20 protein-coding genes are annotated in these 22,425 nt (G+C 60.0%); 10 read left to right on the top strand and 10 right to left on the bottom strand.

Annotated features, from left to right (window positions below; genetic code table 11):
* Window positions 1–34: 34 nt before the first annotated feature.
* Both FT726_RS02070 and arsC read left to right on the top strand, forming a co-directional pair.
* Window positions 35–1,498, top strand: a complete 1,464-nt coding sequence (locus FT726_RS02070) for a M48 family metallopeptidase (protein WP_021506592.1) — start codon at window positions 35–37, stop codon at window positions 1,496–1,498.
* Window positions 1,499–1,713: 215 nt separating this feature from the next.
* Window positions 1,714–2,061, top strand: coding sequence for an arsenate reductase (glutaredoxin) (gene arsC, locus FT726_RS02065; RefSeq protein WP_127834429.1), 348 nt, complete (start codon window positions 1,714–1,716; stop codon window positions 2,059–2,061).
* On the opposite strand, the gene hda is transcribed toward arsC, so the two are convergent.
* From hda to upp, 3 genes are all read right to left on the bottom strand, one after another.
* Window positions 2,058–2,759, bottom strand: coding sequence for a DnaA inactivator Hda (hda, locus tag FT726_RS02060; protein WP_031279417.1), 702 nt, complete (start codon window positions 2,757–2,759; stop codon window positions 2,058–2,060). The genes arsC and hda overlap by 4 nt on opposite strands.
* A 92-nt stretch (window positions 2,760–2,851) precedes the next feature.
* Complete coding sequence (gene uraA, locus FT726_RS02055) at window positions 2,852–4,135, bottom strand: uracil permease (protein ID WP_159378656.1); 1,284 nt, start codon at window positions 4,133–4,135, stop codon at window positions 2,852–2,854.
* Window positions 4,136–4,353: 218 nt separating this feature from the next.
* Window positions 4,354–4,980, bottom strand: a complete 627-nt coding sequence (upp, locus tag FT726_RS02050) for a uracil phosphoribosyltransferase (protein ID WP_010617600.1) — start codon at window positions 4,978–4,980, stop codon at window positions 4,354–4,356.
* Between the two features lie 240 nt (window positions 4,981–5,220).
* Between upp and purM the strand changes: the two genes are divergently transcribed.
* On the top strand, window positions 5,221–6,261 hold the full coding sequence (purM, locus tag FT726_RS02045; protein ID WP_021506588.1) for a phosphoribosylformylglycinamidine cyclo-ligase: 1,041 nt from the start codon (window positions 5,221–5,223) through the stop codon (window positions 6,259–6,261).
* On the top strand, window positions 6,258–6,896 hold the full coding sequence (purN, locus tag FT726_RS02040) for a phosphoribosylglycinamide formyltransferase (protein WP_104094091.1): 639 nt from the start codon (window positions 6,258–6,260) through the stop codon (window positions 6,894–6,896). The genes purM and purN overlap by 4 nt, the downstream gene beginning before the upstream one ends.
* A gap of 134 nt (window positions 6,897–7,030) precedes the next feature.
* Here the strand turns inward: purN and pstB are convergent, their stop codons facing one another.
* The 3 genes from pstB to FT726_RS02025 are packed head-to-tail and all read right to left on the bottom strand — an operon-like array spanning window position 7,031 to window position 11,499.
* Window positions 7,031–7,798 carry a phosphate ABC transporter ATP-binding protein PstB gene (pstB, locus tag FT726_RS02035; protein ID WP_021506586.1) on the bottom strand — a complete coding sequence of 256 codons (768 nt, stop codon included), beginning with the start codon at window positions 7,796–7,798 and terminating at the stop codon, window positions 7,031–7,033.
* 12 nt (window positions 7,799–7,810) lie between these two features.
* Window positions 7,811–9,409, bottom strand: a complete 1,599-nt coding sequence (gene pstA, locus FT726_RS02030; RefSeq protein WP_346302355.1) for a phosphate ABC transporter permease PstA — start codon at window positions 9,407–9,409, stop codon at window positions 7,811–7,813.
* Window positions 9,406–11,499, bottom strand: coding sequence for an ABC transporter permease subunit (locus FT726_RS02025; protein ID WP_346302354.1), 2,094 nt, complete (start codon window positions 11,497–11,499; stop codon window positions 9,406–9,408). The genes pstA and FT726_RS02025 overlap by 4 nt, the downstream gene beginning before the upstream one ends.
* Window positions 11,500–11,682: 183 nt before the next feature.
* Between FT726_RS02025 and ppk1 the strand changes: the two genes are divergently transcribed.
* The 6 genes from ppk1 to FT726_RS01995 all read left to right on the top strand — a co-directional run bounded on the left by ppk1 (window position 11,683) and on the right by FT726_RS01995 (window position 18,132).
* Window positions 11,683–13,743: a polyphosphate kinase 1 gene (gene ppk1, locus FT726_RS02020; RefSeq protein ID WP_021506583.1), complete on the top strand. Its 2,061-nt coding sequence runs from the start codon at window positions 11,683–11,685 to the stop codon at window positions 13,741–13,743.
* Between the two features lie 5 nt (window positions 13,744–13,748).
* Window positions 13,749–15,272: an exopolyphosphatase gene (ppx, locus tag FT726_RS02015; protein WP_021506582.1), complete on the top strand. Its 1,524-nt coding sequence runs from the start codon at window positions 13,749–13,751 to the stop codon at window positions 15,270–15,272.
* Between the two features lie 27 nt (window positions 15,273–15,299).
* Entirely contained in the window at window positions 15,300–15,899 is a 600-nt protein-coding gene (gene tehB / locus FT726_RS02010; RefSeq protein ID WP_021506581.1) for a tellurite resistance methyltransferase TehB, read from the top strand.
* Window positions 15,900–16,158: 259 nt separating this feature from the next.
* On the top strand, window positions 16,159–16,344 hold the full coding sequence (locus tag FT726_RS02005) for a YfgG family protein (RefSeq protein ID WP_021506580.1): 186 nt from the start codon (window positions 16,159–16,161) through the stop codon (window positions 16,342–16,344).
* Window positions 16,345–16,468: 124 nt separating this feature from the next.
* Window positions 16,469–17,905: a magnesium transporter gene (gene mgtE, locus FT726_RS02000; RefSeq protein ID WP_021506579.1), complete on the top strand. Its 1,437-nt coding sequence runs from the start codon at window positions 16,469–16,471 to the stop codon at window positions 17,903–17,905.
* A gap of 47 nt (window positions 17,906–17,952) precedes the next feature.
* The gene (locus FT726_RS01995) at window positions 17,953–18,132 is read left to right on the top strand and encodes a hypothetical protein (protein ID WP_010617609.1); all 180 of its coding nucleotides are present in this window, start codon (window positions 17,953–17,955) and stop codon (window positions 18,130–18,132) included.
* A gap of 54 nt (window positions 18,133–18,186) precedes the next feature.
* On the opposite strand, the gene FT726_RS01990 is transcribed toward FT726_RS01995, so the two are convergent.
* The 4 genes from FT726_RS01990 to FT726_RS01975 form a co-directional block, all read right to left on the bottom strand.
* Entirely contained in the window at window positions 18,187–18,963 is a 777-nt protein-coding gene (locus FT726_RS01990; RefSeq protein ID WP_021506578.1) for a DUF3750 domain-containing protein, read from the bottom strand.
* A 123-nt stretch (window positions 18,964–19,086) separates the two neighbouring features.
* Complete coding sequence (locus FT726_RS01985) at window positions 19,087–19,851, bottom strand: SDR family oxidoreductase (RefSeq protein WP_282995969.1); 765 nt, start codon at window positions 19,849–19,851, stop codon at window positions 19,087–19,089.
* A gap of 39 nt (window positions 19,852–19,890) precedes the next feature.
* Window positions 19,891–21,048 carry an arabinose transporter gene (locus FT726_RS01980; protein WP_346302353.1) on the bottom strand — a complete coding sequence of 386 codons (1,158 nt, stop codon included), beginning with the start codon at window positions 21,046–21,048 and terminating at the stop codon, window positions 19,891–19,893.
* A gap of 53 nt (window positions 21,049–21,101) precedes the next feature.
* Window positions 21,102–22,418: an amidohydrolase family protein gene (locus FT726_RS01975; protein WP_238561655.1), complete on the bottom strand. Its 1,317-nt coding sequence runs from the start codon at window positions 22,416–22,418 to the stop codon at window positions 21,102–21,104.
* Between the last annotated feature and the right edge of the window lie 7 nt (window positions 22,419–22,425).

Here is a 22,425-nt window from a genome sequence, read left to right as displayed (position 1 = left end):
GTCCAATGGCAGGAGACTTTTACAGGATCAAGGCATGTTTAACCGGTTGAAAAAATCAGTGCTGGCGGCCCTTATTCCTGCGCTGCTGCTCACCCCTGCGGTCGGTGTCCGCGCCGATCTGAGCGACAATTTGCCCGACATGGGCACCACGGCAGGCTCCACGCTTTCCATTAATCAGGAGCTGCAGATTGGCGACTTCTACGTGCGCCAGCTGCGCGCCAGCGCGCCACTGATCAACGATCCGCTGCTTAATCAGTACATCAATGAACTCGGCCAGCGGCTGGTGGCACACGCCCATTCAGTGCGCACGCCGTTTCACTTTTTCCTGATTCAGAATGACGAGCTCAACGCTTTCGCCTTCTTTGGCGGCAATGTGGTGCTGCACTCGTCGCTGTTCCGCTATACCGATAACGAAAGTCAGCTGGCGTCAGTGATGGCGCACGAAATTTCGCACGTGACGCAGCGCCATCTGGCGCGCGCCATGGAAGAGCAAAAGCGCAGCGCCCCGCTCACCTGGGTCGGCGCGCTGGGTTCAATCCTGCTGGCGCTGGCCAGCCCGCAGGCCGGGATGGCGGCACTGACCGGTACGCTGGCCGGTACGCAGCAGGGCATCATCAGTTTCACCCAGGGCAACGAACAGGAAGCAGATCGCATCGGCATTCAGGTGCTGCAGCGCGCCGGTTTCGATCCGCAGGCGATGCCCGCGTTTCTGCAAAAGCTGGCCGATCAAAGCCGCTTCTCGTCAAAACCACCGGAAATTCTGCTGACGCACCCGCTGCCCGATAGCCGCCTGGCCGACGCGCGTAACCGCGCCAACCAGATGCGCCCGGTGGTGGTGCAGTCGTCGCAGGATTTCTATATGGCGAAGGTGCGCGCGCTGGGTATGTACGCCACCGGCCGCAATCAGTTGACTGACGATTTGCTGAATGAGTACGCCAAAGGCAACACGCGGGAACAGCAGGCGGCGCAGTACGGCAAAGCGGTGCAGTTCCTGCAGGCGAAAGATTTTGCCAACGCGAAAAAGATCATCGCGCCGCTGCTGGCGAAGCAGCCGGATAACCTATGGTTCCTTGATATCATGACCGATATCGACATCGGTCTGAACCAGCCGCAGCAGGCCATCAGTATGCTGAACGCCGCCCGCGGCAGCCAGACCAGCCCGGTGCTGCAGCTTAATCTGGCGAACGCCTACGTCGAGGCGAAGCAGCCGGCCAACGCCAGCCGCATCCTTAACCGCTACACCTTTGCGCACCCTGACGATCTAAACGCATGGGATTTACTGGCGCAGGCTTCAGCCGCGCAGGGGCTGCGCGATGAGGAGCTTTCGGCACGGGCTGAAAGTCTGGCGCTGAACGGCCAGCTCGATCAGGCCATCACCACTCTGAGTAGCGCCAGCGCCCAGGTACCGCTCGGCAGCCTGAAGCAGGCGCGTTACGATGCGCGTATCGACCAGTTCCGCGAGTTACAGCGGCGTTTTAAGCAGTATGCAAAAGGGTAAATAGCCGGTTACGCGGGTGGATGGCTGGCAGGATTTCGGTGCGCATCAATGCGCACCCTACGGTCGACAGATAAACCATTTCATCGATTTGCAGGGTGCATATTCATGCGCACCAACAGTTATTCGTAGGGTGGCATTCTTGCGCACCAGCATTTATTCGTAGGGTGCGCATTCATGCGCACCTGGCAACAATGGATTACGCAGGATAAAAAAACATGGTCCGTATTTATCACAATCCGCGCTGCAGCAAGAGCCGCGAAACCCTCGCGCTACTGCAGCAACAGGGCATTGAACCGCAGGTGGTGCTGTATCTCGATACGCCGCCGGACATCGATACGCTGAAAACGCTGCTGCAACAGCTGGGCATGCACAGCGCGCGCGAGCTGATGCGTCGTGGCGAGGAAATCTATAAAACGCTGGGGTTGGCCAGTAACGATCTCAGCGAACAACAGCTGTTACAGGCGATGGTGGAGCATCCAAAACTGATCGAGCGGCCGATTGTGATTCAGGGCGACCGCGCACGCATTGGTCGTCCGCCAGAAGCGGTGCTGGAGATACTCTAAAGCCCCAGCGCCTCTTTCACGAAGGGAATGGTCAGCTTGCGCTGTGCGCTGATCGAGGCGCGATCGAGACGATCAAGCGTGTCAAACAGCGTGCGCATTTCGCGGTCGAGGCGTTTCAGCAGGAAACGCCCAACATCTTCCGGCAACTCAAAGCCGCGCAGGCCGGCACGCAGCTGCATCGCCTGCAGTTTGTCCTCGTCGGACAGCGGCTGTAAGCGGTAAATTTGTCCCCAGTCGAGACGTGACGCCAGATCCGGCAGGCCCAGATTGAGCTGACGCGGAGGGCGATCGCCGGTGATCAGCAGGCGGGTTTTGCCGGTTTCCAGAATGCGGTTGTAGAGATCGAAGATCGCCATCTCCCACTCGGCTTCGCCGGCGATGCACTCAATATTATCAATGCACACCAGCGCCAGATTCTCCATGCCTTCCAGCACTTCCGGCACGAACCAGGTGCGCTTATCGAGCGGCACGTAACCCACCGCTTCGCCGCGCGCGGACATTTCGGCGCAGGCTGCGTGCAGCAAATGGCTGCGGCCGCCGCCTTCGCGCGACCAGAAGTAGAGATAGCTGCCGTGCTGTTGCGCCAGCGCGCCCTGCAGCGCCGCCAGCAGTGACGGATTTTCCCCCGGCCAGAAACTGGCAAAGGTTTCATCATCGGGTAGATAGAGTGGCAGTGAAAGCTGTGCCGGCGTGTTCAGAAGTACCTCAACGGATGAGCGGGCAGAAAACCGGGCAAGTTTATCACGATCCTCCGCAGAGATGAACCGGGCTTCCCTGCCCGCAGGATCCTTTAAAGCTCGCGTTTTTCTTCCGCGTCCAGCACCACCTCTTCCGGACGTAACAGACTGATTAGGCGGAAAATCAGCGCCAGGCCAACGCCGACGATGGTGGCCAGCGCCATGCCCTTCAGCTCGGCGGCGCCCACGTGCACCTTCGCGCCGCTGACGCCAATGATCAGGATCACCGAGGTGAGGATCAAATTCTGCGCTTTGTTGTAGTCGACTTTGGATTCAATCAGCACGCGAATACCGGAAGCGCCGATCACGCCATACAGCAGCAGCGACACCCCGCCCATCACCGGTACCGGAATCGCCTGAATCGCGGCCGCCAGTTTACCGACGCAGGAGAGCAGAATGGCGAAGATCGCCGCACCGCCGATCACCCAGGTGCTGTAAACGCGGGTGATCGCCATGACGCCAATGTTTTCACCATAGGTGGTATTCGGCGTGGAACCAAAGAAGCCGGAGATCATGGTCGACAGGCCGTTGGCGAACATCGAGCGATGCAGACCCGGATCGCGAATCAGGTCCTTCTTCACGATGTTGGCGGTCACCACTAAATGGCCCACGTGCTCGGCAATCACCACAAGCGCTGCGGGCAGGATGGTCAGCATCGCGGCCCACTCAAAGCGCGGCGTGTAGAAGGTCGGCAGCGCAAACCATGGCGCGTTTTCCACTGCGCTCCAGTCAACGATACCCATGGCCGACGACAGCGCGTAACCAACCAGCACGCCAATCAGGATTGGGATAATGGCGAAGAAACCACGGAATAGCACCGAGCCAAACACCGTCACCGCCAGCGTCACCAGCGAAATAATGATGGTTTTACTGTCCGCTGTGGTGCCGTCAGCGGGCAGCAGCCCGGCCATATTCGCCGCTACGCCAGCCAGTTCGAGACCGATAACCGCCACGATGGCACCCATCGCCGCCGGTGGGAACATGACATCGAGCCAGCCGGTGCCGGCCTTCTTCACAATCAGCGCCACAATGCAGAACAGCGCGCCGCACAGGATAAAGCCGCCGAGCGCCACTTCATAACCGAGCGGCAGCAGCAGCAACACCGGCGAGATAAAGGCAAAGCTGGAGCCAAGATAGGCAGGAATTTTGCCTTTACAGATAAACAGATACAGCAGCGTGCCGACGCCGTTGAACAACAGCACGGTAGCCGGGTTGATGTGGAACAGAATCGGCACCAGCACGGTGGCGCCGAACATGGCGAACAGGTGCTGCAGGCTGAGCGGAATGGTTTGCAACAGTGGCGGGCGTTCGCTAACGCCTATGGCTCTGCGAGTCATCATTTATCCCCTATACGTTTATTTTTATGCTCGTTCGTCAACACCGCACCTTATCGTAGTGGCGCAATTCATTGCGCCTTGTCCGGACGGGCGCCATAGCTTGCCCGGCATCAGCGCGATAAATCGCGCCGCTACAAAATGTGCATCCTGTCGATACGGTGTCTGACTGAACGGTATTTTTGCCAAAAAAAAGCCGACTCTCTGGCCGGCTGGTTTATTTATTTGGTTCCGAAAATCTTGTCGCCGGCATCGCCGAGGCCCGGGATAATGTACCCCTTCTCGTTCAGGCCCTGATCGATTGACGCGGTGTACAGCTCAACGTCCGGATGCGCTTTCTCCAGCGCGGCAATGCCTTCCGGCGCGGCCACCAGCACCAGCACTTTAATGCTGTTGCAGCCGGCTTTCTTCAGCAGATCGATGGTGGCGATCATCGAGCCGCCGGTCGCCAGCATCGGGTCAACCACCAGCGCCATACGCTCTTCGATGTTTGACACCAGCTTCTGGAAGTAAGGCACCGGCTCCAGCGTCTCTTCGTCACGGTAAACGCCCACCACGCTGATGCGCGCGCTCGGTACGTGTTCCAGCACACCTTCCATCATGCCAAGGCCAGCACGCAGAATCGGGACGACGGTAATTTTTTTGCCTTTGATTTGATCGACGTCGACCGGACCGTTCCAGCCTTCAATGGTCACGCGCTCGGTTTCGAGATCGGCGGTGGCTTCATAGGTCAGTAAGCTGCCCACTTCCGAGGCCAGCTCGCGGAAGCGCTTGGTGCTGATATCATGCTCACGCATCAGGCCCAGTTTATGTTTGACCAGCGGGTGTCTGACTTCCACGATCTTCATGATTATTCTCCCGGAATTGAGTTGAGCTAAAAAAAAATCGCCGGATTATACCGCCTTTTTACCGCCGCGCCACCGGTGATTGGTCAGGTAACGTGCACAAATCGCCTGAGAATAAGGATTAGCGAAAAATCAGCACGCTGCAAAGGTGCCCTGAGATGGGACTCGCAAACGTTTGCCTGCGCTGGTAGAATTGCCGCGCTTAATTTTTGCCACCAACCGCAATCGCGTGGGGATTCCGCAGTGACCGACAAAACCTCTCTCAGCTACAAAGACGCCGGTGTTGATATTGATGCTGGTAACGATCTGGTTGACCGTATTAAAGGCGTAGTAAAGAAAACCCGCCGCCCGGAAGTGATGGGTGGACTGGGTGGCTTTGGCGCGCTGTGTGCGCTGCCGCAGAAATACCGCGAGCCGGTGCTGGTCTCCGGAACTGATGGCGTCGGCACCAAGCTGCGTCTGGCGATGGATCTCAAACGCCACGACAGCATCGGCATCGATCTGGTCGCGATGTGCGTGAACGATCTGGTGGTACAGGGCGCGGAGCCGCTGTTCTTCCTCGACTATTACGCCACCGGTAAGCTGGATGTGGATACCGCTTCCGCGGTGATCACCGGTATCGCCGAAGGCTGTCTGCAGTCGGGCTGTGCGCTGGTCGGCGGTGAAACCGCTGAGATGCCGGGCATGTATCACGGCGAAGATTACGACGTGGCCGGTTTCTGCGTCGGCGTGGTGGAAAAGTCCGAGATCATCGACGGCAGCAAAGTGCAGGATGGCGACGTGCTGATCGCGCTGGGCTCAAGCGGTCCGCACTCTAACGGCTACTCGCTGGTGCGTAAAATTCTTGAAGTCAGCCAGACCGATCCCACCACTAAACAGCTGGAAGGCAAACCGCTGGCCGATCACCTGCTGGCGCCGACCCGCATCTACGTGAAAAATATCCTCAGCCTGATTGAGCAGGTGGACGTGCATGCCATTGCTCACCTGACCGGCGGCGGCTTCTGGGAAAACATTCCGCGCGTACTGCCGGATAACACCCAGGCGGTGATTGACGAGAAAAGCTGGCAGTGGCCGGCGGTATTCAGCTGGCTGCAGCAGGCCGGTAACGTCAGCCGTCACGAGATGTACCGCACCTTTAACTGCGGCGTGGGCATGGTGATTGCGCTGAGCCCGGCCGATGCCGACAAAGCGGTACAGCTGATGACCGCGGCTGGCGAGCAGGCGTGGAAAATTGGCGTGATTAACGCGTCTGATGCCGAAGAGCGTGTGGTTATTAACCCATGAAGAAACTGGTTGTACTGATCTCCGGTAACGGCAGCAATCTTCAGTCCATCCTCGACGCCTGCGAGAGCGGGCGTATCAACGGCAGCGTGGCTGCCGTTTTCAGTAATAAAGCCTCGGCCTATGGTCTGACGCGTGCGCAGCAGGCCAGCGTGCCTGCTCACGCGCTGTCCGCGCAGGATTTCCCCGATCGCGACGCCTTTGACCGCCAGCTGATGCAGCAGATCGACGCTTATGCGCCGGATCTGGTGGTGCTGGCCGGTTATATGCGCATTCTGAGCCCGGCGTTTGTCGCGCACTATCACGATCGTCTGCTGAATATTCATCCGTCGCTGCTGCCGAAATATCCCGGTTTGCATACGCATCGCCAGGCGCTGGCGAACGGGGACGCGGAACACGGGACGTCGGTGCATTTTGTGACTGACGAGCTGGACGGTGGACCGATCATTCTGCAGGCGCGCGTGCCGGTATTTGCTGACGATGACGAAGCTGAGATCAGCGCCCGCGTGCAGCATCAGGAGCACGCGATTTATCCGCTGGTGATCAGCTGGTTTGTCGAAGGACGCTTGCAGATGCGCGCGGGCAAAGCGTGGTTAGATGGTGAACCGTTGCCGCCGGAAGGTTATGCGCACGATTGATTGACCTTGGCGCCGTGCGCTTGCAGGAATTGCGCAATAAATTGCGCCGCTACGGGGCTGTGCCGGGTTTTATTACTGCCTGATTTATTGCACATTTCGTAGCGGCGCGATTCTGCGCGCTAACCTAACAATACTTACCCAAACCGGCCGGTAATATAATCCTCGGTACGCCGCGCCTGCGGTGCGGTGAAAATCCGGTCGGTTTCATCAAACTCCACCAGCTGCCCGTTATGCATAAACGCGGTGTAATCGGATACGCGCGCTGCCTGCTGCATGTTGTGCGTCACCAGCACCAGCGTGAAATGCTGCTTCAGCGTGGTCATCAACTCTTCAATCACCAGCGTCGAGATCGGATCCAGCGCCGAGGTGGGTTCATCCAGCAGCAGCACTTCCGGCTCGATGGCGATGGCGCGCGCAATCACCAGACGCTGCTGCTGACCGCTCGACAGCGTCAGCGCATTCTGCCCCAGCTGATCTTTCACTTCCCCCCACAGCGCCGCCGCCCGCAGCGCGCGCTCGCAGGCCTCATTCAGCACGCGACGATCGCGCACGCCCTGCAAGCGCAGACCGTAAACCACATTCTCATAGATCGACTTGGGGAACGGATTCGGGCGCTGGAACACCATGCCGATGCGCCGCCGCAGCGCCGGCAGATCCTGGTTCGCCTGCATCACCGCGTGGCTATCGAGCAGAATCTCTCCTTCGATGCGGCAGCCATCAATGACGTCGTTCATGCGATTGAAGCAGCGCAGCAGCGTCGATTTACCGCAGCCGGAGGGCCCAATCAGCGCCGTGATGCGATGCTTCGGGATCTGCAAATCAATGTTATTCAGCGCCTGGCGTTCGCCGTACCACAGCGACAGCTGGTTAACGGTGAGCGCAATAGCGTAATCGGGCGTCATGTGTAAACCTTATTAGTGCGTCATAAGCCGGTAGCGCTCGCGCAGCCGATGGCGCAGCACCATCGCCAGCAGGTTAAGCGACAGAATGATCGCCACCAGCAGCAGTGCCGTGGCATACACCAGCGGTCGATCGGCGTCGATGTTCGGGCTCTGGAAGGCCAGATCGTAAATCTGAAAACCGAGATGCATAAATTTACGGTCAAGATGCAGGTAAGGAAACACCGCATCGACCGGCAGCTCTGGCACCATTTTGACCACGCCCACCAGCATCAGCGGTGCGGTTTCGCCGGCGGCGCGCGCCACCGCCAGAATCAGGCCGGTGAGCATCGCCGGTACCGCCAGCGGCAGCACCACGCGCCACAGGGTTTCCGCCTGGGTTGCGCCCAGCGCCAGCGAGCCCTGACGCAGATTGTCCGGAATACGCGACAGCCCCTCTTCGGTGGCGACAATCACTACCGGCAGCGTCAGCAGCGCCAGCGTCAGCGCCGCCCACAGCAGGCCAGGCGTGCCGAAGGTAGGATTGGGCAGCGAGCGGGAGAAGAACAGCTGATCGAGGGTGCCGCCAATCAGCCAGACAAAAAAGCCGAGGCCAAACACGCCATACACAATCGACGGCACGCCAGCCAGATTCACCACCGCAATGCGCACCAGCCGGGTGAGCGCGTTACGCCCGGCGTATTCATGCAGCCAGACGGCGGCCACCACGCCCAGCGGCATGACAATCACCGACATCAGCAGCACCATCAAAACGGTGCCGAAAATCGCCGGCAGCGCGCCATTTTCACTGCCGCCCGAGGTGGGCGAGTCACTGACAAACTGCCAGATCTGACTGAGGAAATGCCCGATTTTCTGCCCGAGGCTCAGGCTGTTTGGATACCAGGCGGCCACCACCTGCGCCAGCGGAATCAGATGATCGTCGCCCTGCACGTCGCGCAGTACCAGCGTATCGCGCTGGCTTTCATGCTGCAGATGCGCCAGCTGCTGCGCCAGCGCGCCGAAGCGTTTATGCAGCGCCGCGCTGTTGGCATCCAGTTCTGACTGATCCTGCAGGCTGAAGTGACCACCGCGCCGCTGCTCATCGGCCTGCTGTTGCAGACTCTCCAGCTGCGCGTTAAGGCGCGCCATTTCGATACGCCGGATGTTGCTCGCCTGGCGCAGCTGCTCATGCACCTGCTTCAGCCGCTGCTGCAGCAGTGCATCGCGGTCGCGCGCGGTCAGCACCTCGTTGTCCTCACGCAGCTCCACCAGCCAGCCGTAGGCATTGCCGCCACTGCGTCGCTGTAGCACCAGCACTTCTGCCGGGCGTCGGGTTTGCGCTTCGCCCTGACTGACGATGACGCGGAAATCCGGCGCGGCAAAATCGCGGTTGCCGGTTTTCACTACGTAGCGCCAGCGATCGCCCTGCTGCTGGCGATCCAGCGTTTCACCCAGCACCATCAGCGGTGCCCCCTGCGGCGGCTGGAACTGATACTGATCGACCGGCTGCGGCCAGAACGCCCTGACGCCCTGCCAGCCCAGCAGGCCGATTAATAAGGTAAATGCCAGCAGGCAGACGGAAACCGCACCGGCAGTCAGCCAGCGCCAGCGATCGTTTTGACGCAGCGCGCTCATGCCTGCCCCTCATGCTGACTGTAGCGCTGGCGCAGCCGCTGACGAATCAGTTCCGCCACGGTGTTGATCGCCAGCGTGAATATCAGCAGCAGCAACGCACTGAGAAACAGGATGCGATAATGGGCGCTGCCCGCCGCGGCTTCCGGCATTTCAATGGCGATATTGGCTGACAGCGCGCGCAGCCCGGCAAACAGTCCGCCTTCGCTCACCGGGGTGTTGCCGGTGGCCATCAGCACAATCATGGTTTCGCCCACCGCACGACCAAAGCCGATCATCAGCGCGGCAAAAATGCCTGCCGACGCGCCCGGCAGCACCACGCGCGTCAGGGTTTGCCACGGTGTCGCACCCAGCGCCAGCGAGCCCTGCCCCAGCGCCACCGGCACGCTAAACAGCGCATCTTCCGCCAGGGTAAAGATCAGCGGCACCAGCGCAAAGCCCATCGCCAGCGCCGCCACCAGCAGGTTACGCTGCTCATAGTGCGCCAGCTGTTCGCCCATCTGCGGCCACCACAGTGTCGGCAGCCACAGCGTCAGTAACGTCACCAGTAACAGCAGCGGCATCAGCAGCAGCACTTCAAAACCGGGCCGCCGCCAGCGCGCAGGCAAACGCGGACTGAACACGCCGCACACCAGCAGCGTGGCGGCCAGCACCAGCGGCAGCAGCATCACGCCAGGCAGCGCGCGGCTGATGTGCGGCGCCAGCCACACGCCAGCGATCAGGCCAATCACCACGCTCGGCAACGCGCCCATCATTTCAATGCCCGGCTTGACCCAGCGGCGCAGGCCCGGCGACATAAACCATGCGGTATACATCGCCGCCGCCAGCGCCAGCGGCGTGGCAAACAGCAGCGCCAGCGACGCCGCTTTCAGCGTGCCGATCACCAGCGGCATCAGGCTGAATTTAGCCTGATAGCTGTCGCCAGCGGCGGTGGACTGCCATACCCAGTCCGGCTGCGGATAGTTTTCATACCAGATTTTCTGCCACAGATTGCGCCAGCTGAAATCGGGCCACGGATTATCCAGCGCGAACTGCTGCCACTGTCCGGCACGTTCGACGATCAGGCTATCGCCGTGCGGAGACAACGCCAGCGCGCTGAGGTCCGCGGCCAGCTGGCGCGTGACAATCGGGCCCGCCTGCTTGCTGGCGAACAGGCGCACCACGCCCTGCGCGTCAAAGCTGGCAAAAACGCGCCGCTGCGCCTCAGGCACGATACCGAGCACACCCGCGCTGTGCGTGAAGGTGTGAATCTGCTGCAGCCGTGGCCCGTGGTCACCGGTGATGGCAAACCATTGCTGAATGCCACGCGCATCCTGAATCAGTAAGCTGCGCCCGCCCGCCAGCAGCTGCAGGCTGAGCGGTTGCTGAGTCAGCGTCTGGGTTTCCCGCAGCTGCGCGCCCTGCGGCGTAATCTGCCACACCCGCAACAGCCGTCCGGCACTGGTGTACAGCAGCGAGCCGTCCGGCGACAACCGCATCAGGTCGGCCTGCTCACCGGGCAATACAATCTGGTCGACGCGTTTCTGGCCGGCAAAGGTCAGCAGGCTGATACCGACCGGCGTTTGTGCGGCGATGCGCCACTGATGATCGCCCGGCACTGCCAGCGCCATCTGGCTGACCGCGCCCTGCGGCAGATGCAGCGGCCGATCGCCCAGCGGGAAATACCATTCACCGTGCTGGCGGTGGATGAGCGGTTGCATCAGCAACAGATCGCCCTGCATATTGAGCAATACGCTGCTGCCGTCGCTGCTGGTCACCGCCGCCTGCGGCTGGCCGTTCAGCGCCAGCGCGTCGCCCGCTGGCTGGCCGTCGAGCGGAATAAAGCGCGCTTCGTTGCGGCTGATGCGCCAGCCGAGCTGGCCTTCACTGCCCAGCGCCAGCGCCGGGGCTTTGTCCCACAGCTGCTGACTGAGCGTCGGCTGCATTCCCGGCGCGCTGAACAGCGGCATCACCACCCAGATCAGCCAGAAGAACAGCAGCAGCATCAGAAGTAAAATTCCCACACCGCAGGCCGTGACGATGCGGCGCACGAACTGATCGATGGCGCGTCGACGACGGTCACTAAAGTGGACAGGAATACGATTTATGCTCATGCAGGCCAGAGTTACCCTTGAAGTTATGCCGCTATGTTGCCCGTAGCTGATTGATAAGACAACTGTTGAGGTTGGACAAGGCTGCCATACTCTCGCCATAATGGTGGAGGACACTGAGCGGAACCGCAATTTTGCGTTTATTCCGCCGGACATTCCGTCCAGCAACAGCATCACGGAGTCAGAATGGGTCAGGAAAAGCTGTATATAGAAAAAGAACTAAGCTGGTTAACCTTTAACGAACGCGTGCTGCAGGAAGCCGCTGATAAAAGCAATCCGCTCATTGAGCGCATGCGTTTTCTCGGCATCTATTCCAACAACCTGGAAGAGTTTTACAAAGTGCGCTTTGCCGATCTCAAGCGCCGCATTCTGATTGGCGAAGAACAGGGGACGCCCACCACCCTGCGCCATTTGCTGAAAAAGATTCAGTTGCGGGTACAGAAATCGGATCAGGAGTTCGATGCGCTGTATAACGATCTGCTGCTGGAGATGGCGCGCAACCAGATTTTCCTGATCAACGAGCGCCAGCTGTCACCCAATCAGCAGGAGTGGCTGCGCTACTACTTTAAGCATCAGCTGCGCCAGCACGTCACGCCCATTCTGATCAACCACGACACCGACCTGATTGAGTTCCTGAAAGACGACTACACCTATCTGGCGGTGGAGATTATCCGCGGCGAAGAAATCCGTTACGCCCTGCTGGAGATCCCGTCCGATAAAGTGCCGCGCTTTGTGAATCTGCCGGCAGAATCGCCGCGCCGTCGCAAGCCAATGATTCTGCTGGATAACATTCTGCGCTACTGCCTTGATGAGATTTTCAAAGGCTTCTTTGATTACGACGCGCTGAACGCCTACTCAATGAAAATGACGCGCGACGCCGAGTACGACCTGGTCACGGAGATGGAATCCAGCCTGCTGGAGCTGATGTCCTCCAGCCTGAAACAGCGCCTGACCGCTGAGCCGGTGCGCTTTGTCTATCAGCGCGATATGCCCGATGCGATGGTGGAAATGCTGCGCCATAAGCTGTCGATCTCCAGCTACGACTCGATTGTGCCGGGCGGCCGTTATCATAACTTCAAAGATTTCATCGGCTTCCCGAACGTGGGCAAAGCCAACCTGGAAAATCGCCCGCTGCCGCAGATTCGTCATATCGGTTTTGATGGCTTCCGCAACGGCTTTGATGCCATCCGCAACCGCGATGTGCTGCTTTACTATCCGTACCACACCTTTGAGCACGTGCTGGAGCTGCTGCGTCAGGCGTCATTCGACCCGAACGTGCTGGCCATCAAGATCAACATTTACCGCGTGGCCAAGAATTCGCGCATTATGGATGCGATGATCCACGCCGCCTACAACGGTAAAAAGGTCACGGTGGTGGTCGAGCTGCAGGCGCGCTTTGATGAAGAAGCCAACATTCGCTGGGCGAAGCGGCTGACCGAAGCGGGCGTGCACGTGATCTTCTCAGCGCCCGGCCTGAAGATTCACGCCAAGCTGTTCCTGATCTCCCGCCGCGAGGGCGAAGAAGTGGTGCGTTACGCCCACATCGGAACCGGCAATTTCAACGAAAAAACCGCGCGTATTTACACCGACTATTCGCTGCTGACCGCCGATGCGCGCATCACCAACGAAGTGCGACGCGTATTTAACTTTATCGAAAACCCGTATCGCCCGGTAACGTTCGAACACCTGATGGTGTCGCCGCAAAACTCGCGCGCCATGCTGTATCAGCTGATTGATAACGAGATTGCCAACGCGCAGCAGGGCAATCCTTCGGGCATTACGCTGAAAATCAACAACCTGGTGGACAATGGTCTGGTGGATCGGCTGTATGCCGCCTCATCGGCCGGCGTGAAGATCAACCTGCTGGTGCGCGGCATGTGCTCGCTAATCCCCGATTTGCCGGGCATCAGTGAAAATATTCGCATCACCAGTATCGTTGACCGCTACCTTGAGCACGACCGCGTCTATATTTTTGAAAGCGGCGGCGATAAAAAAGTATTCCTGTCGTCGGCCGACTGGATGACGCGCAACATCGATTATCGTATCGAAGTGGCGGTGTCGGTGCTCGATCCGCGCCTGAAACAGCGCATACTGGATATCATTGCCATTCTGTTAAGTGATACGGTAAAAGCCCGCATCGTAGACAAAGAATTGAGTAACCGTTATGTTCCGCGCGGCAATCGCAAGAAGGTGCGCTCGCAGCTGGCGATTTACGATTACATCAAGAAACTGGAACAACCCGAATAACGCCTATGCCAATCTCCCATAAAAGTACGCCGAAACCGCAGGAATTCGCCGCCATCGATCTCGGCTCGAACAGCTTCCACATGGTGATTGCCCGTGTGGTGGATGGCGCCATGCAGGTGCTGGGACGCCTGAAACAGCGCGTGCACCTCGCCGACGGGCTGGATGCGCAAAATCGCCTGAGCGAAGAGGCGATGGAGCGCGGGCTGAGCTGCCTGGCGCTATTTGCCGAGCGCCTGCAGGGGTTCAGTGCCGCCAACGTCACCATCGTCGGTACGCACACGCTGCGCATCGCGTCCAACGCGGAAGAGTTTCTGCAGCGCGCCGCGGAGGTCATCCCTTATCCGATTGAGGTGATTTCCGGTAATGAAGAAGCGCGCCTGATCTTTATGGGCGTTGAGCACACGCAGCCGGAGAAAGGCCGCAAGCTGGTGATTGATATCGGCGGCGGTTCAACCGAGCTGGTGATCGGCGAAGATTTTGAGCCGCAGCTGGTGGAGAGTCGCCGCATGGGCTGCGTCAGCTTCGCCAACCTCTACTTCCCAAAAGGCGAGATCAGCCAGGAGAATTTCCGCCGCGCCCGGCTGGCCGCCGCGCAAAAGCTGGAAACGCTGGCGTGGCAGTACCGTCTGCAGGGCTGGCAGTATGCGCTGGGCGCGTCCGGCAGTATCAAAGCGGCCTGCGAAGTGCTGCTGGCGATGGGCGAGAAAGAGAAGCGCGTGACGCCGGAAAACCTCGACATGCTGGTGAGCGAAGTGCTGAAGCACAAATCCTTTGCTGCCCTGAGCCTGCCGGGCCTGTCGGACGAGCGCAAGGCAGTGTTTGTACCGGGGCTGGCGATTCTGTGTGGCGTGTTTGACGCGCTGGCCATTCGCGAGCTGCGCCTGTCGGATGGCGCGCTGCGTGAAGGCGTGCTGTATGAGATGGAGGGCCGCTTCCGTCATCAGGATATCCGCAGCCGTACCGCGCAGAGCCTGGCAAATCATTACGCCATCGACAGCGACCAGGCACGCCGCGTGCTGGAAACCACCGAACAGCTGTACAGCCAGTGGCTGGAGCAGAACCCGAAGCTGGCCAATCCCCAGCTGACGGCGCTGATGAAGTGGGCAGCGCTGCTGCATGAAGTCGGGCTGACCATCAACCACAGCGGTATGCAGCGCCATTCGGCCTACATCCTGCAGAACTCCAATATGCCGGGCTTTAATCAGGATCAACAGATGCTGCTGGCCACGCTGGTACGCTTCCACCGTAAAGCGGTGAAGCAGGATGAGATGCCGCGTTTCACCTTATTTAAAAAGAAACAGTTCCTGCCGATGATCTTCCTGCTGCGGCTCGGCACCCTGCTGAACAATCAGCGTCAGGCCACCACGCGCCCCGACACGCTGAAGCTGAGCACCGACGATGGTCACTGGACGCTGACCTTCCCGGCCGGTTTCCTCAGCCAGAACACGCTGGTTCAGCTGGATCTGGAGCGGGAGCAGGCTTACTGGAATGACGTCACCGGCTGGAAACTGATGCTGGAAGAGGAGTAACGCGGGCTTCAGGCCCGCAATAGCACTATGACAACACGCCCCGATAACTATTTTGCGGAGAAATACGGCCTGACGCCACCCCACTCCGAAGTGCTGGCAGCGCTGCCAAAACTGGCAGTGGGTAACGCGCTGGACCTCGGCTGCGGCCAGGGCCGCAACAGCCTGCTGCTTAATCAGCACGGTTTTACTGTTACCGCCTGGGACAACAATCCGCAGAGCCTGGAACGCCTTAACAGCATCATCGCGGAAGAGCAGCTGCAGCAGATACATACCGAACAGTGCGACCTGAATCAGGTGCGCTTCAACGGTGATTATCAGTTTGTGTTTTCTACCGTGGTGATGATGTTCCTGCAGCCGGCGACCATTCCGCAGCTGATCGCCGATATGCAGGCCAGCACGCGCAAGTACGGTTACAACCTGATTGTGGCGGCGATGAGCACCGACGATTATCCCAACACGCAAAACTTCCCGTTTACCTTTAAATCGGGCGAGCTGAGCCATTATTACCGTAACTGGCACATCGTGAAGTACAACGAAGAGGTCGGTGAACTGCATCGCCGCGATGAACACGGTCAGCGCATTAAGTATCGCTTCGCTACCCTGCTGGCGCAGAAAGCCAGCTACTGATGTCTGGCAACAAGATGGTCCGGTCGCCATCAATGGCGACCCTACAACGGATTAGTGCGGTTGGTGAAAGTATGCGGCTTTCGGTCGTCATCAATGACGCCCCTGCAGAGTCGATGACGCACGCTTCGCCCGGCGGCTGATATCGATCAAGGCAATCTTAACCTTTTCTGCTCATTTTTCACGCAGCGGTTGACCTCCCGGTCGGGTTGTGACTAAATGTTGCCACCGCCCAGCCGGGCTTTGACAGGAACCACCCCGCGTGAATAACGCCATCTCTGCACGAAGACGTCCCAAAACCGGTACCATGACCCGCATCGTTTTGCTGATCAGTTTCTTTATTTTGGTTGGCCGTCTGATTTTCATTATCCCCGGTGCCATCGAGCATCATCAGCAAAAGAAAGCCGCACCTGAACCGGTCACACTGAGCACCAGCGAGACGCGCTAAGGAATTTGCGGGTCATCGTCGCTCTGCCATCACATTGTCCGCCGCGGCAATGCTGCTTGTTACGCCCACTTTACCCGCAACGCGCTACACTTTGACCTGACTTTACAGACACAAAGGACGCGTTATGTCTGCTTCGCACGCACAACAACTATCAGAAACCCGCCAGCGAATTCTGCACCTTCTGCTCAGCGAGCACGATTTAGTCGATGTGCTGCTGGATAAATCCGTCGACCTCAACGCCGCCGAACTGCGCAAAATTACCGGCTGGCGTCAGCAGCTGGAGCATGAACTGCCGCAGCTGCACGCGGCCGACCTGGCGGACATTCTCGAAGCGCTGCCGGAAGAGGAGCGTCTGGCGCTGTGGCGGCTGGTGCCTTACGAGCAGCGCGGTCGCGTGCTGGTGGAGGCCTCCGAAACCGTATGGGCCAGCCTGACGGAAGAGATGACCGACCGCGAAATCCTGCGCGCCATCGAGCCGCTGGATATTGACGATCAGGTCTATCTGGCGCGTTATCTGCCGCGCGATCTCACCGGCCGCCTGCTCACCACGCTCGATCCCAGCCTGCGCGCCCGACTGCTGGACGTGATTGAGCTGGATCGCGATCGCGTCGGCCAGGTGATGGACTTCAATATCCTGACCGTGCGCTCAGACGTGACGCTGGCGACGGTGCAACGCTTTCTGCGCAAGCGCAAAAGCATGCCGGACGGCACCGATAAAATCTTCATCACCGACGAACACAATCAGCTGCTGGGTGAACTGGCGCTGACCGATATCCTGCTCAACAAACCTAAAACGCTGGTGGCCGAGGTGATGAACGCGCGCCCCACCACTTTCCAGCTGGATGACAAAGCGGAAGAGGCCGCCAGCGCCTTCGAACGCTATAACCTGATCTCTGCTGCGGTGACCGATGCCAAAGGCAAGCTGATTGGCCGTATCACCGTGGAAGATGTGATTGACCTGGTGAACGAAGAGAACGAAAGCAACATCCGTAAGATGGGCGGCATCAGCCAGGGCGAGGACGTGTTTGCACCGGTGCGCAAAGCGGTGAGAAAGCGCTGGACCTGGCTGGCCGTCAACCTGTGTACGGCGTTTATCGCCTCGCGCGTCATTGGCCTATTTGAGGACACCATTTCGCAGCTGGTGGCGCTGGCCACGCTGATGCCGATTGTCGCCGGCATTGGCGGTAACACCGGCAATCAGACCATCACCATGATCGTGCGCGCGCTGGCGCTGCATCAGGTTGAACCCGGCAACTTTTCGTTTCTGATTGCGCGCGAACTGGGCGTGGCGCTGCTTAACGGCCTGTTCTGGGGCGGCATCATGGGCGGCGTGACCTGGCTGATGTACGACAACCTGCAACTGGGCGGCGTGATGATGCTGGCGATGGTGCTGAATTTGCTGCTGGCGGCGCTGATGGGCGTGCTGATTCCGCTCATCATGACCAAACTCAAACGCGACCCGGCGGTCGGCTCCAGCGTGCTGATCACCGCCATCACTGATACCGGCGGCTTCTTTATCTTCCTCGGTCTGGCCACGCTGTTTCTGCTGCACGGCCACTAAAGCGCAGCTACAATCAGCGTTGATCCCTAATCAGCTGGAGAGCAGTGATGTTTAACGTGGATGATTTTGTGCAGGCGAAAACCGGTGGTCCAAAAATGCAGGTGTTGCGCGTTGCGGGCGATACGCTGTGGTGCGCCCGCGTTGACGATCCGATCAAAAAAGAGATCGAGGTGAAGGCCGACAGCGTCAATCTCTATCATGAAGACGGGGATTTCGGCGTCTGTTAACGGCTGCGAGCCCGCGCCGCCCGCGAACAGATGCTGTCACGGCGCGGCGCCGTCTCAGGGCTTATCCTTCTGTAAATTATCCTGCCCCACCCCGCCGATAAACGGCAGCCGCAGACGCAGCGGGGTGAAATCCAGTCCCAGATTCAGTCCCAGCAGATTCACCTCCACGCCCTCTTCCGCACCCAGCGTGACGCCCAGTACGCCGAGCAGCGACAGCTGCACGCCGCGCCCGGATGGCGGCAGGCCAAGCGGATGCAGCAGCGAACGGAAATCCTTACCGATGGCATTGGCGGGCAAATCGAGCTTCAGCGCCGGCACTTCACGGCCAATGTGAGCGAGGAAGGTGTTGCTGTTGGGGCCCGGCCACGCATGATAGGTGTTGGGCCACGGATAGGATTGAATCGCCGCTTCAATCTGCGGGATCATCGCCTGCGCAGCCGCACCGCGATGTGACACCAGCAAACGCGGACGCGCACCGTACCAGTAGCCGTCCGGCAGATTGCTGTTGCGCCGCACTTTATCGCCGCTGCCCCAGCTGATCACCTCATAACGGTTGTAGCGGGTTTCTCCGGCGCGCTTAAAGATAATCCACGGATGCACGGCCACCGCACCTTTCCAGCCGTAGGTCGGCGCAGCATACACCTGCACAATCGCCTCACTGGCGAAGCGCTGCGGATCCGGTGCCAGTCCGGCCGAATCACGGCGCGCCGTTGCCCAGCCGCCGCGTTCGGTGGTGAACTCACCGCTGCGCGTCGCCTGCGCCAGGCTGGCCGCCAGCGACAGTAACACCACACAGAGAAAAGAGAGTAAAACAGCTTTAACAGGCAACATGCATGGACATCCCGGTGGTGAAAAAACGCTCCCGCCATGATGCGCCGAAACGGCAGCGTCTGTATTCACCAACTATGCGGTGGACAAAAAATGCGTTGCGGTGCCCGGTCAGCTGATTTTTCCTTAGTCAGGCAGGGCGATACCACTGATATCGGCGCATATCGCCAGCAACTGCTGCTGCAGCCGTGGATTGCGCGCCTGCGGATTGGCCGCCAGCGCCTGACGGTGATAAAAGTACTCTCCGCTGACCCGCGCCTCATCGGCGGTGGCTAACCACACCTGGGTACGATGCGCCTGATCAAGATCGTCGGGTGCCCCGGCACCGCCCATTTTGGTCGGCACCCAGCCTGGCTCCAGCGCGTTGCTGTATATCTGCGGCCAGCGCCGGGCGATGGCTAACGCCAGTATGGCATCATGCAGTTTACTCTCAGCATAAGCCTGCGAAGCGTGCCAGCGCCGCCGCTGCCACAAAATATCATCCAGGTTAGCTTCGGCATGATGATGCATGCCGGAGCTGAGGTAAATCAGCCGCTGCGGCCGTTCAATCAGCGCCGTAAGAATATAGGGTGCCAGCGTGTTGATGGCGAACAGATGCGGCAGGCCATCTGCGGTTAACTGATAAGGCTCGCGATAGCCAACCGCCACGTTATGGATCACCGCATCAAATCTGCCGAGCGCATTAACCTGCTGCGCCACACTGCGGGCGCCGGCGATGGTTATCACGTCGCCGCTGACCACGGCTTCAGCCTGCGGTAGCGCCTCCTGCGCAGCGCGGGCACGCGCGGCGTTGCGTCCGTGCAGCACCACCTGATGGCCCTGCTCAACCAGTAGTTCAGCCGCCATCAGCCCGAGGCCGGTGGATGAACCGGAAATAAAAATACGTGACATGGAAAACTCCTTAAGCGTGAAGTGAAGCGGCGCGCGATGTCAGCGCCAGCAGCGCACCGAGCAGCGCACAGGCCGCACCAAACAGATAGACGGCGGCATAGCTGAAGTGGCTGGCGATGGCACCGGCAATCGGTCCGGAATACCATAAGCGATGTCGAGAAAAGCAACGAAGGCGCCCATGGCGCTGCCGCGACTGGCCGGCGGCACGCGCTTCAGCGCTTCCACGCCGAGGGCGGGAAAGATCAGCGCACAGCCAAGACCGGTAATCAGCGCGCCGGTGAGCGCCAGGGTTTCGTCAGGCGCAAACCACAGCAGCATCTGCCCCAGCGCCTCCACCAGCAGTGAATAAGCCGCCACGCGGTAGCCACCAATGCGATCCGGCAGATGTCCCAGCACCAGGCGCACGGCGATAAAACCAATGCCAAACGCGGTCATCACCCAGCCGGCCAGCTGCCAGTGGCGCGCGGCGAAGTAGAGCGAGGCGAAGGCCGTCAGGCCGGCCAGTCCGACGCCCTGCAGCATCAGGCCACAGCCTTCACGCCAGATGCGGCCAATCACCCGATAGAACGGCAAACGTGTTCCCCCGACCGCGCGATAACCGCTGGCAGCCGTGGCGATGAGCGCCGCCAGCAGCGGAGCCGCGATGCAGGCCAGCATCGCCGCCGCTAAGCCGACGTGCTGATACAGCATCATACCGGCAGGGGCACCGAGCGACAGCGCGGCAAACATGGCGATACCGGTCCAGGACATCGACAGACCGGCACGCTGTGGCCCGACCGAGGCGATTGACCAGGCCACGCAGCCGGTGACGAACTGGCTTTCGCCCATGCCCGCCGCCAGCCGTCCGGCAATCACCAGCGCCAGACTGACCGCCGGTGAAAAGCCCGGCAGCGCGGCCAGCCAGTAGAGCACGCCAGCCAGCGCACACACCGCCGCGCCCTGCAGCGCCGAGCGCTTACCGCCAACGCGATCGGTCAGTTGACCGGCGTAACCGCGCGTCAGCACGGTGGCAACAAACTGTATCCCGATCACCAGCCCGACCCACAGGTTGCTGAAACCGAGATGCTGATGGATAAACAGCGGGATTACCGGCAGCGGCAAGCCGACCGCCAGATAACCGCAAAACAGCGCGGCAATTACGCCGGTCGCTGGTCGCGACAAATGCGCAGCTTCAGCCTGCGCGCTTAATGCAGACATAACAGCCTCCATAAATGAACAGACAGCGCGGCAGGCCGCCGCGCTGCGGAAAATCAGGCAAACAAAGGATGGTGATAGCCGCTGGCATTCAGCAGATAGTCGCGCGAAGCGGTGATTTCCGCGTTCAGCTGTGCCACATCGACGTTGAGCAACTGACCATGACGTTTACGCAGTTCACCCGCTACCATCACGGTATCAACATCAGCGCGTTGCACCGCCTGCACCACCGTTGCCGTCACGCTGGTCAGCGGGAAAACGCCAATACCATCGGTGCGCAGCATAATGACGTCGGCCTGTTTACCTGGCGTCAGCGTGCCCGTTTGCTGCTCCAGCCCGGCCGCACGCGCGCCGTTAATCGTTGCCGACCGCAGTACGGCTTCCACGCTAATCGGTGCCGGTACGTCGCTTTCGCCCCGGAAGCGGCGATAGCGCATCGCTGAGCGCTGCTGGTTAAACAGCGCCTGCATTTCACCGAACAGATCGCTGCCGAAGGCGGTATCGAGATCGATACCGAGCGCCGGCGTCATTCCGCGATCGACCGCCTGCTGCCAGGCAAAGCTGTCGTCGTCGAAACCAAACAGCGCATCCGAACGCGGATTCACGGTAATGTTGACGCCCGCGTCCGCCAGCTGCTGCCAGGTGTGCGCCGGTACGCGCGTACAGTGGTTGAAAATGTTGTGCGGACCCAGCAAGCCGGCTTCGGCAAACTCCGCCGGCAGCTGCGCCAGGTCACCAATAAACTCGGTGAGAATGCGCATATCCAGCTCGCGCGCCACGCGCCACCACGCCAGGTTGAGCTGGCCAAACAGGCCAACCTGCACGCGACTGCCGGCGTGGTTCCAGCGGCTAGCGAGACGGGCCAGATCGCCCGGCAGATGATCGCTGGAAGCCTGCTTATCCATTGCTGCGCCAACCATGTGCAGCGCACGAATCCCGCTCTCCTGCAGCGCGTCGAGCGCCGCATCGGTATGCGCCGGACTGCGTGAACTGTGGCAGGCATCAATCACCGTGGTGATGCCGGCATCCAGGCATGCCAGCGCCGTCAGCCGGGTGCTGAGGTACATATCCAGCGGACGGTAATGCGCGCCGAGCGTTTCTGCCACCACATCGATATAGACAAACAGGTCGTCAACGTTGGGCATCAGGCGGCGCATCGCACCCAGCCACATATGGTGATGCGCATCCACCAGGCCTGGCATCACGATATGGCCGCGGGCATCAATCACCTGCGCATCGTCGGCGGAAAGATTTTCCCCCACGGCGGCGATACGATCGTCCTCAATCAGCACATCGCCACAGACGAGGTCGGGCACGCTGGCGTCCAGCGTCAGGATAGTGCCGCCTTTAAAAAGGGTGCGCCGTACAGTCATAACATTC

Source organism: Pantoea sp. Morm (assembly GCF_016643525.1).
Classification (GTDB): Bacteria; Pseudomonadota; Gammaproteobacteria; order Enterobacterales; family Enterobacteriaceae; genus Pantoea; species Pantoea dispersa.
This window is presented reverse-complemented; position numbering and strand designations above follow the sequence as displayed.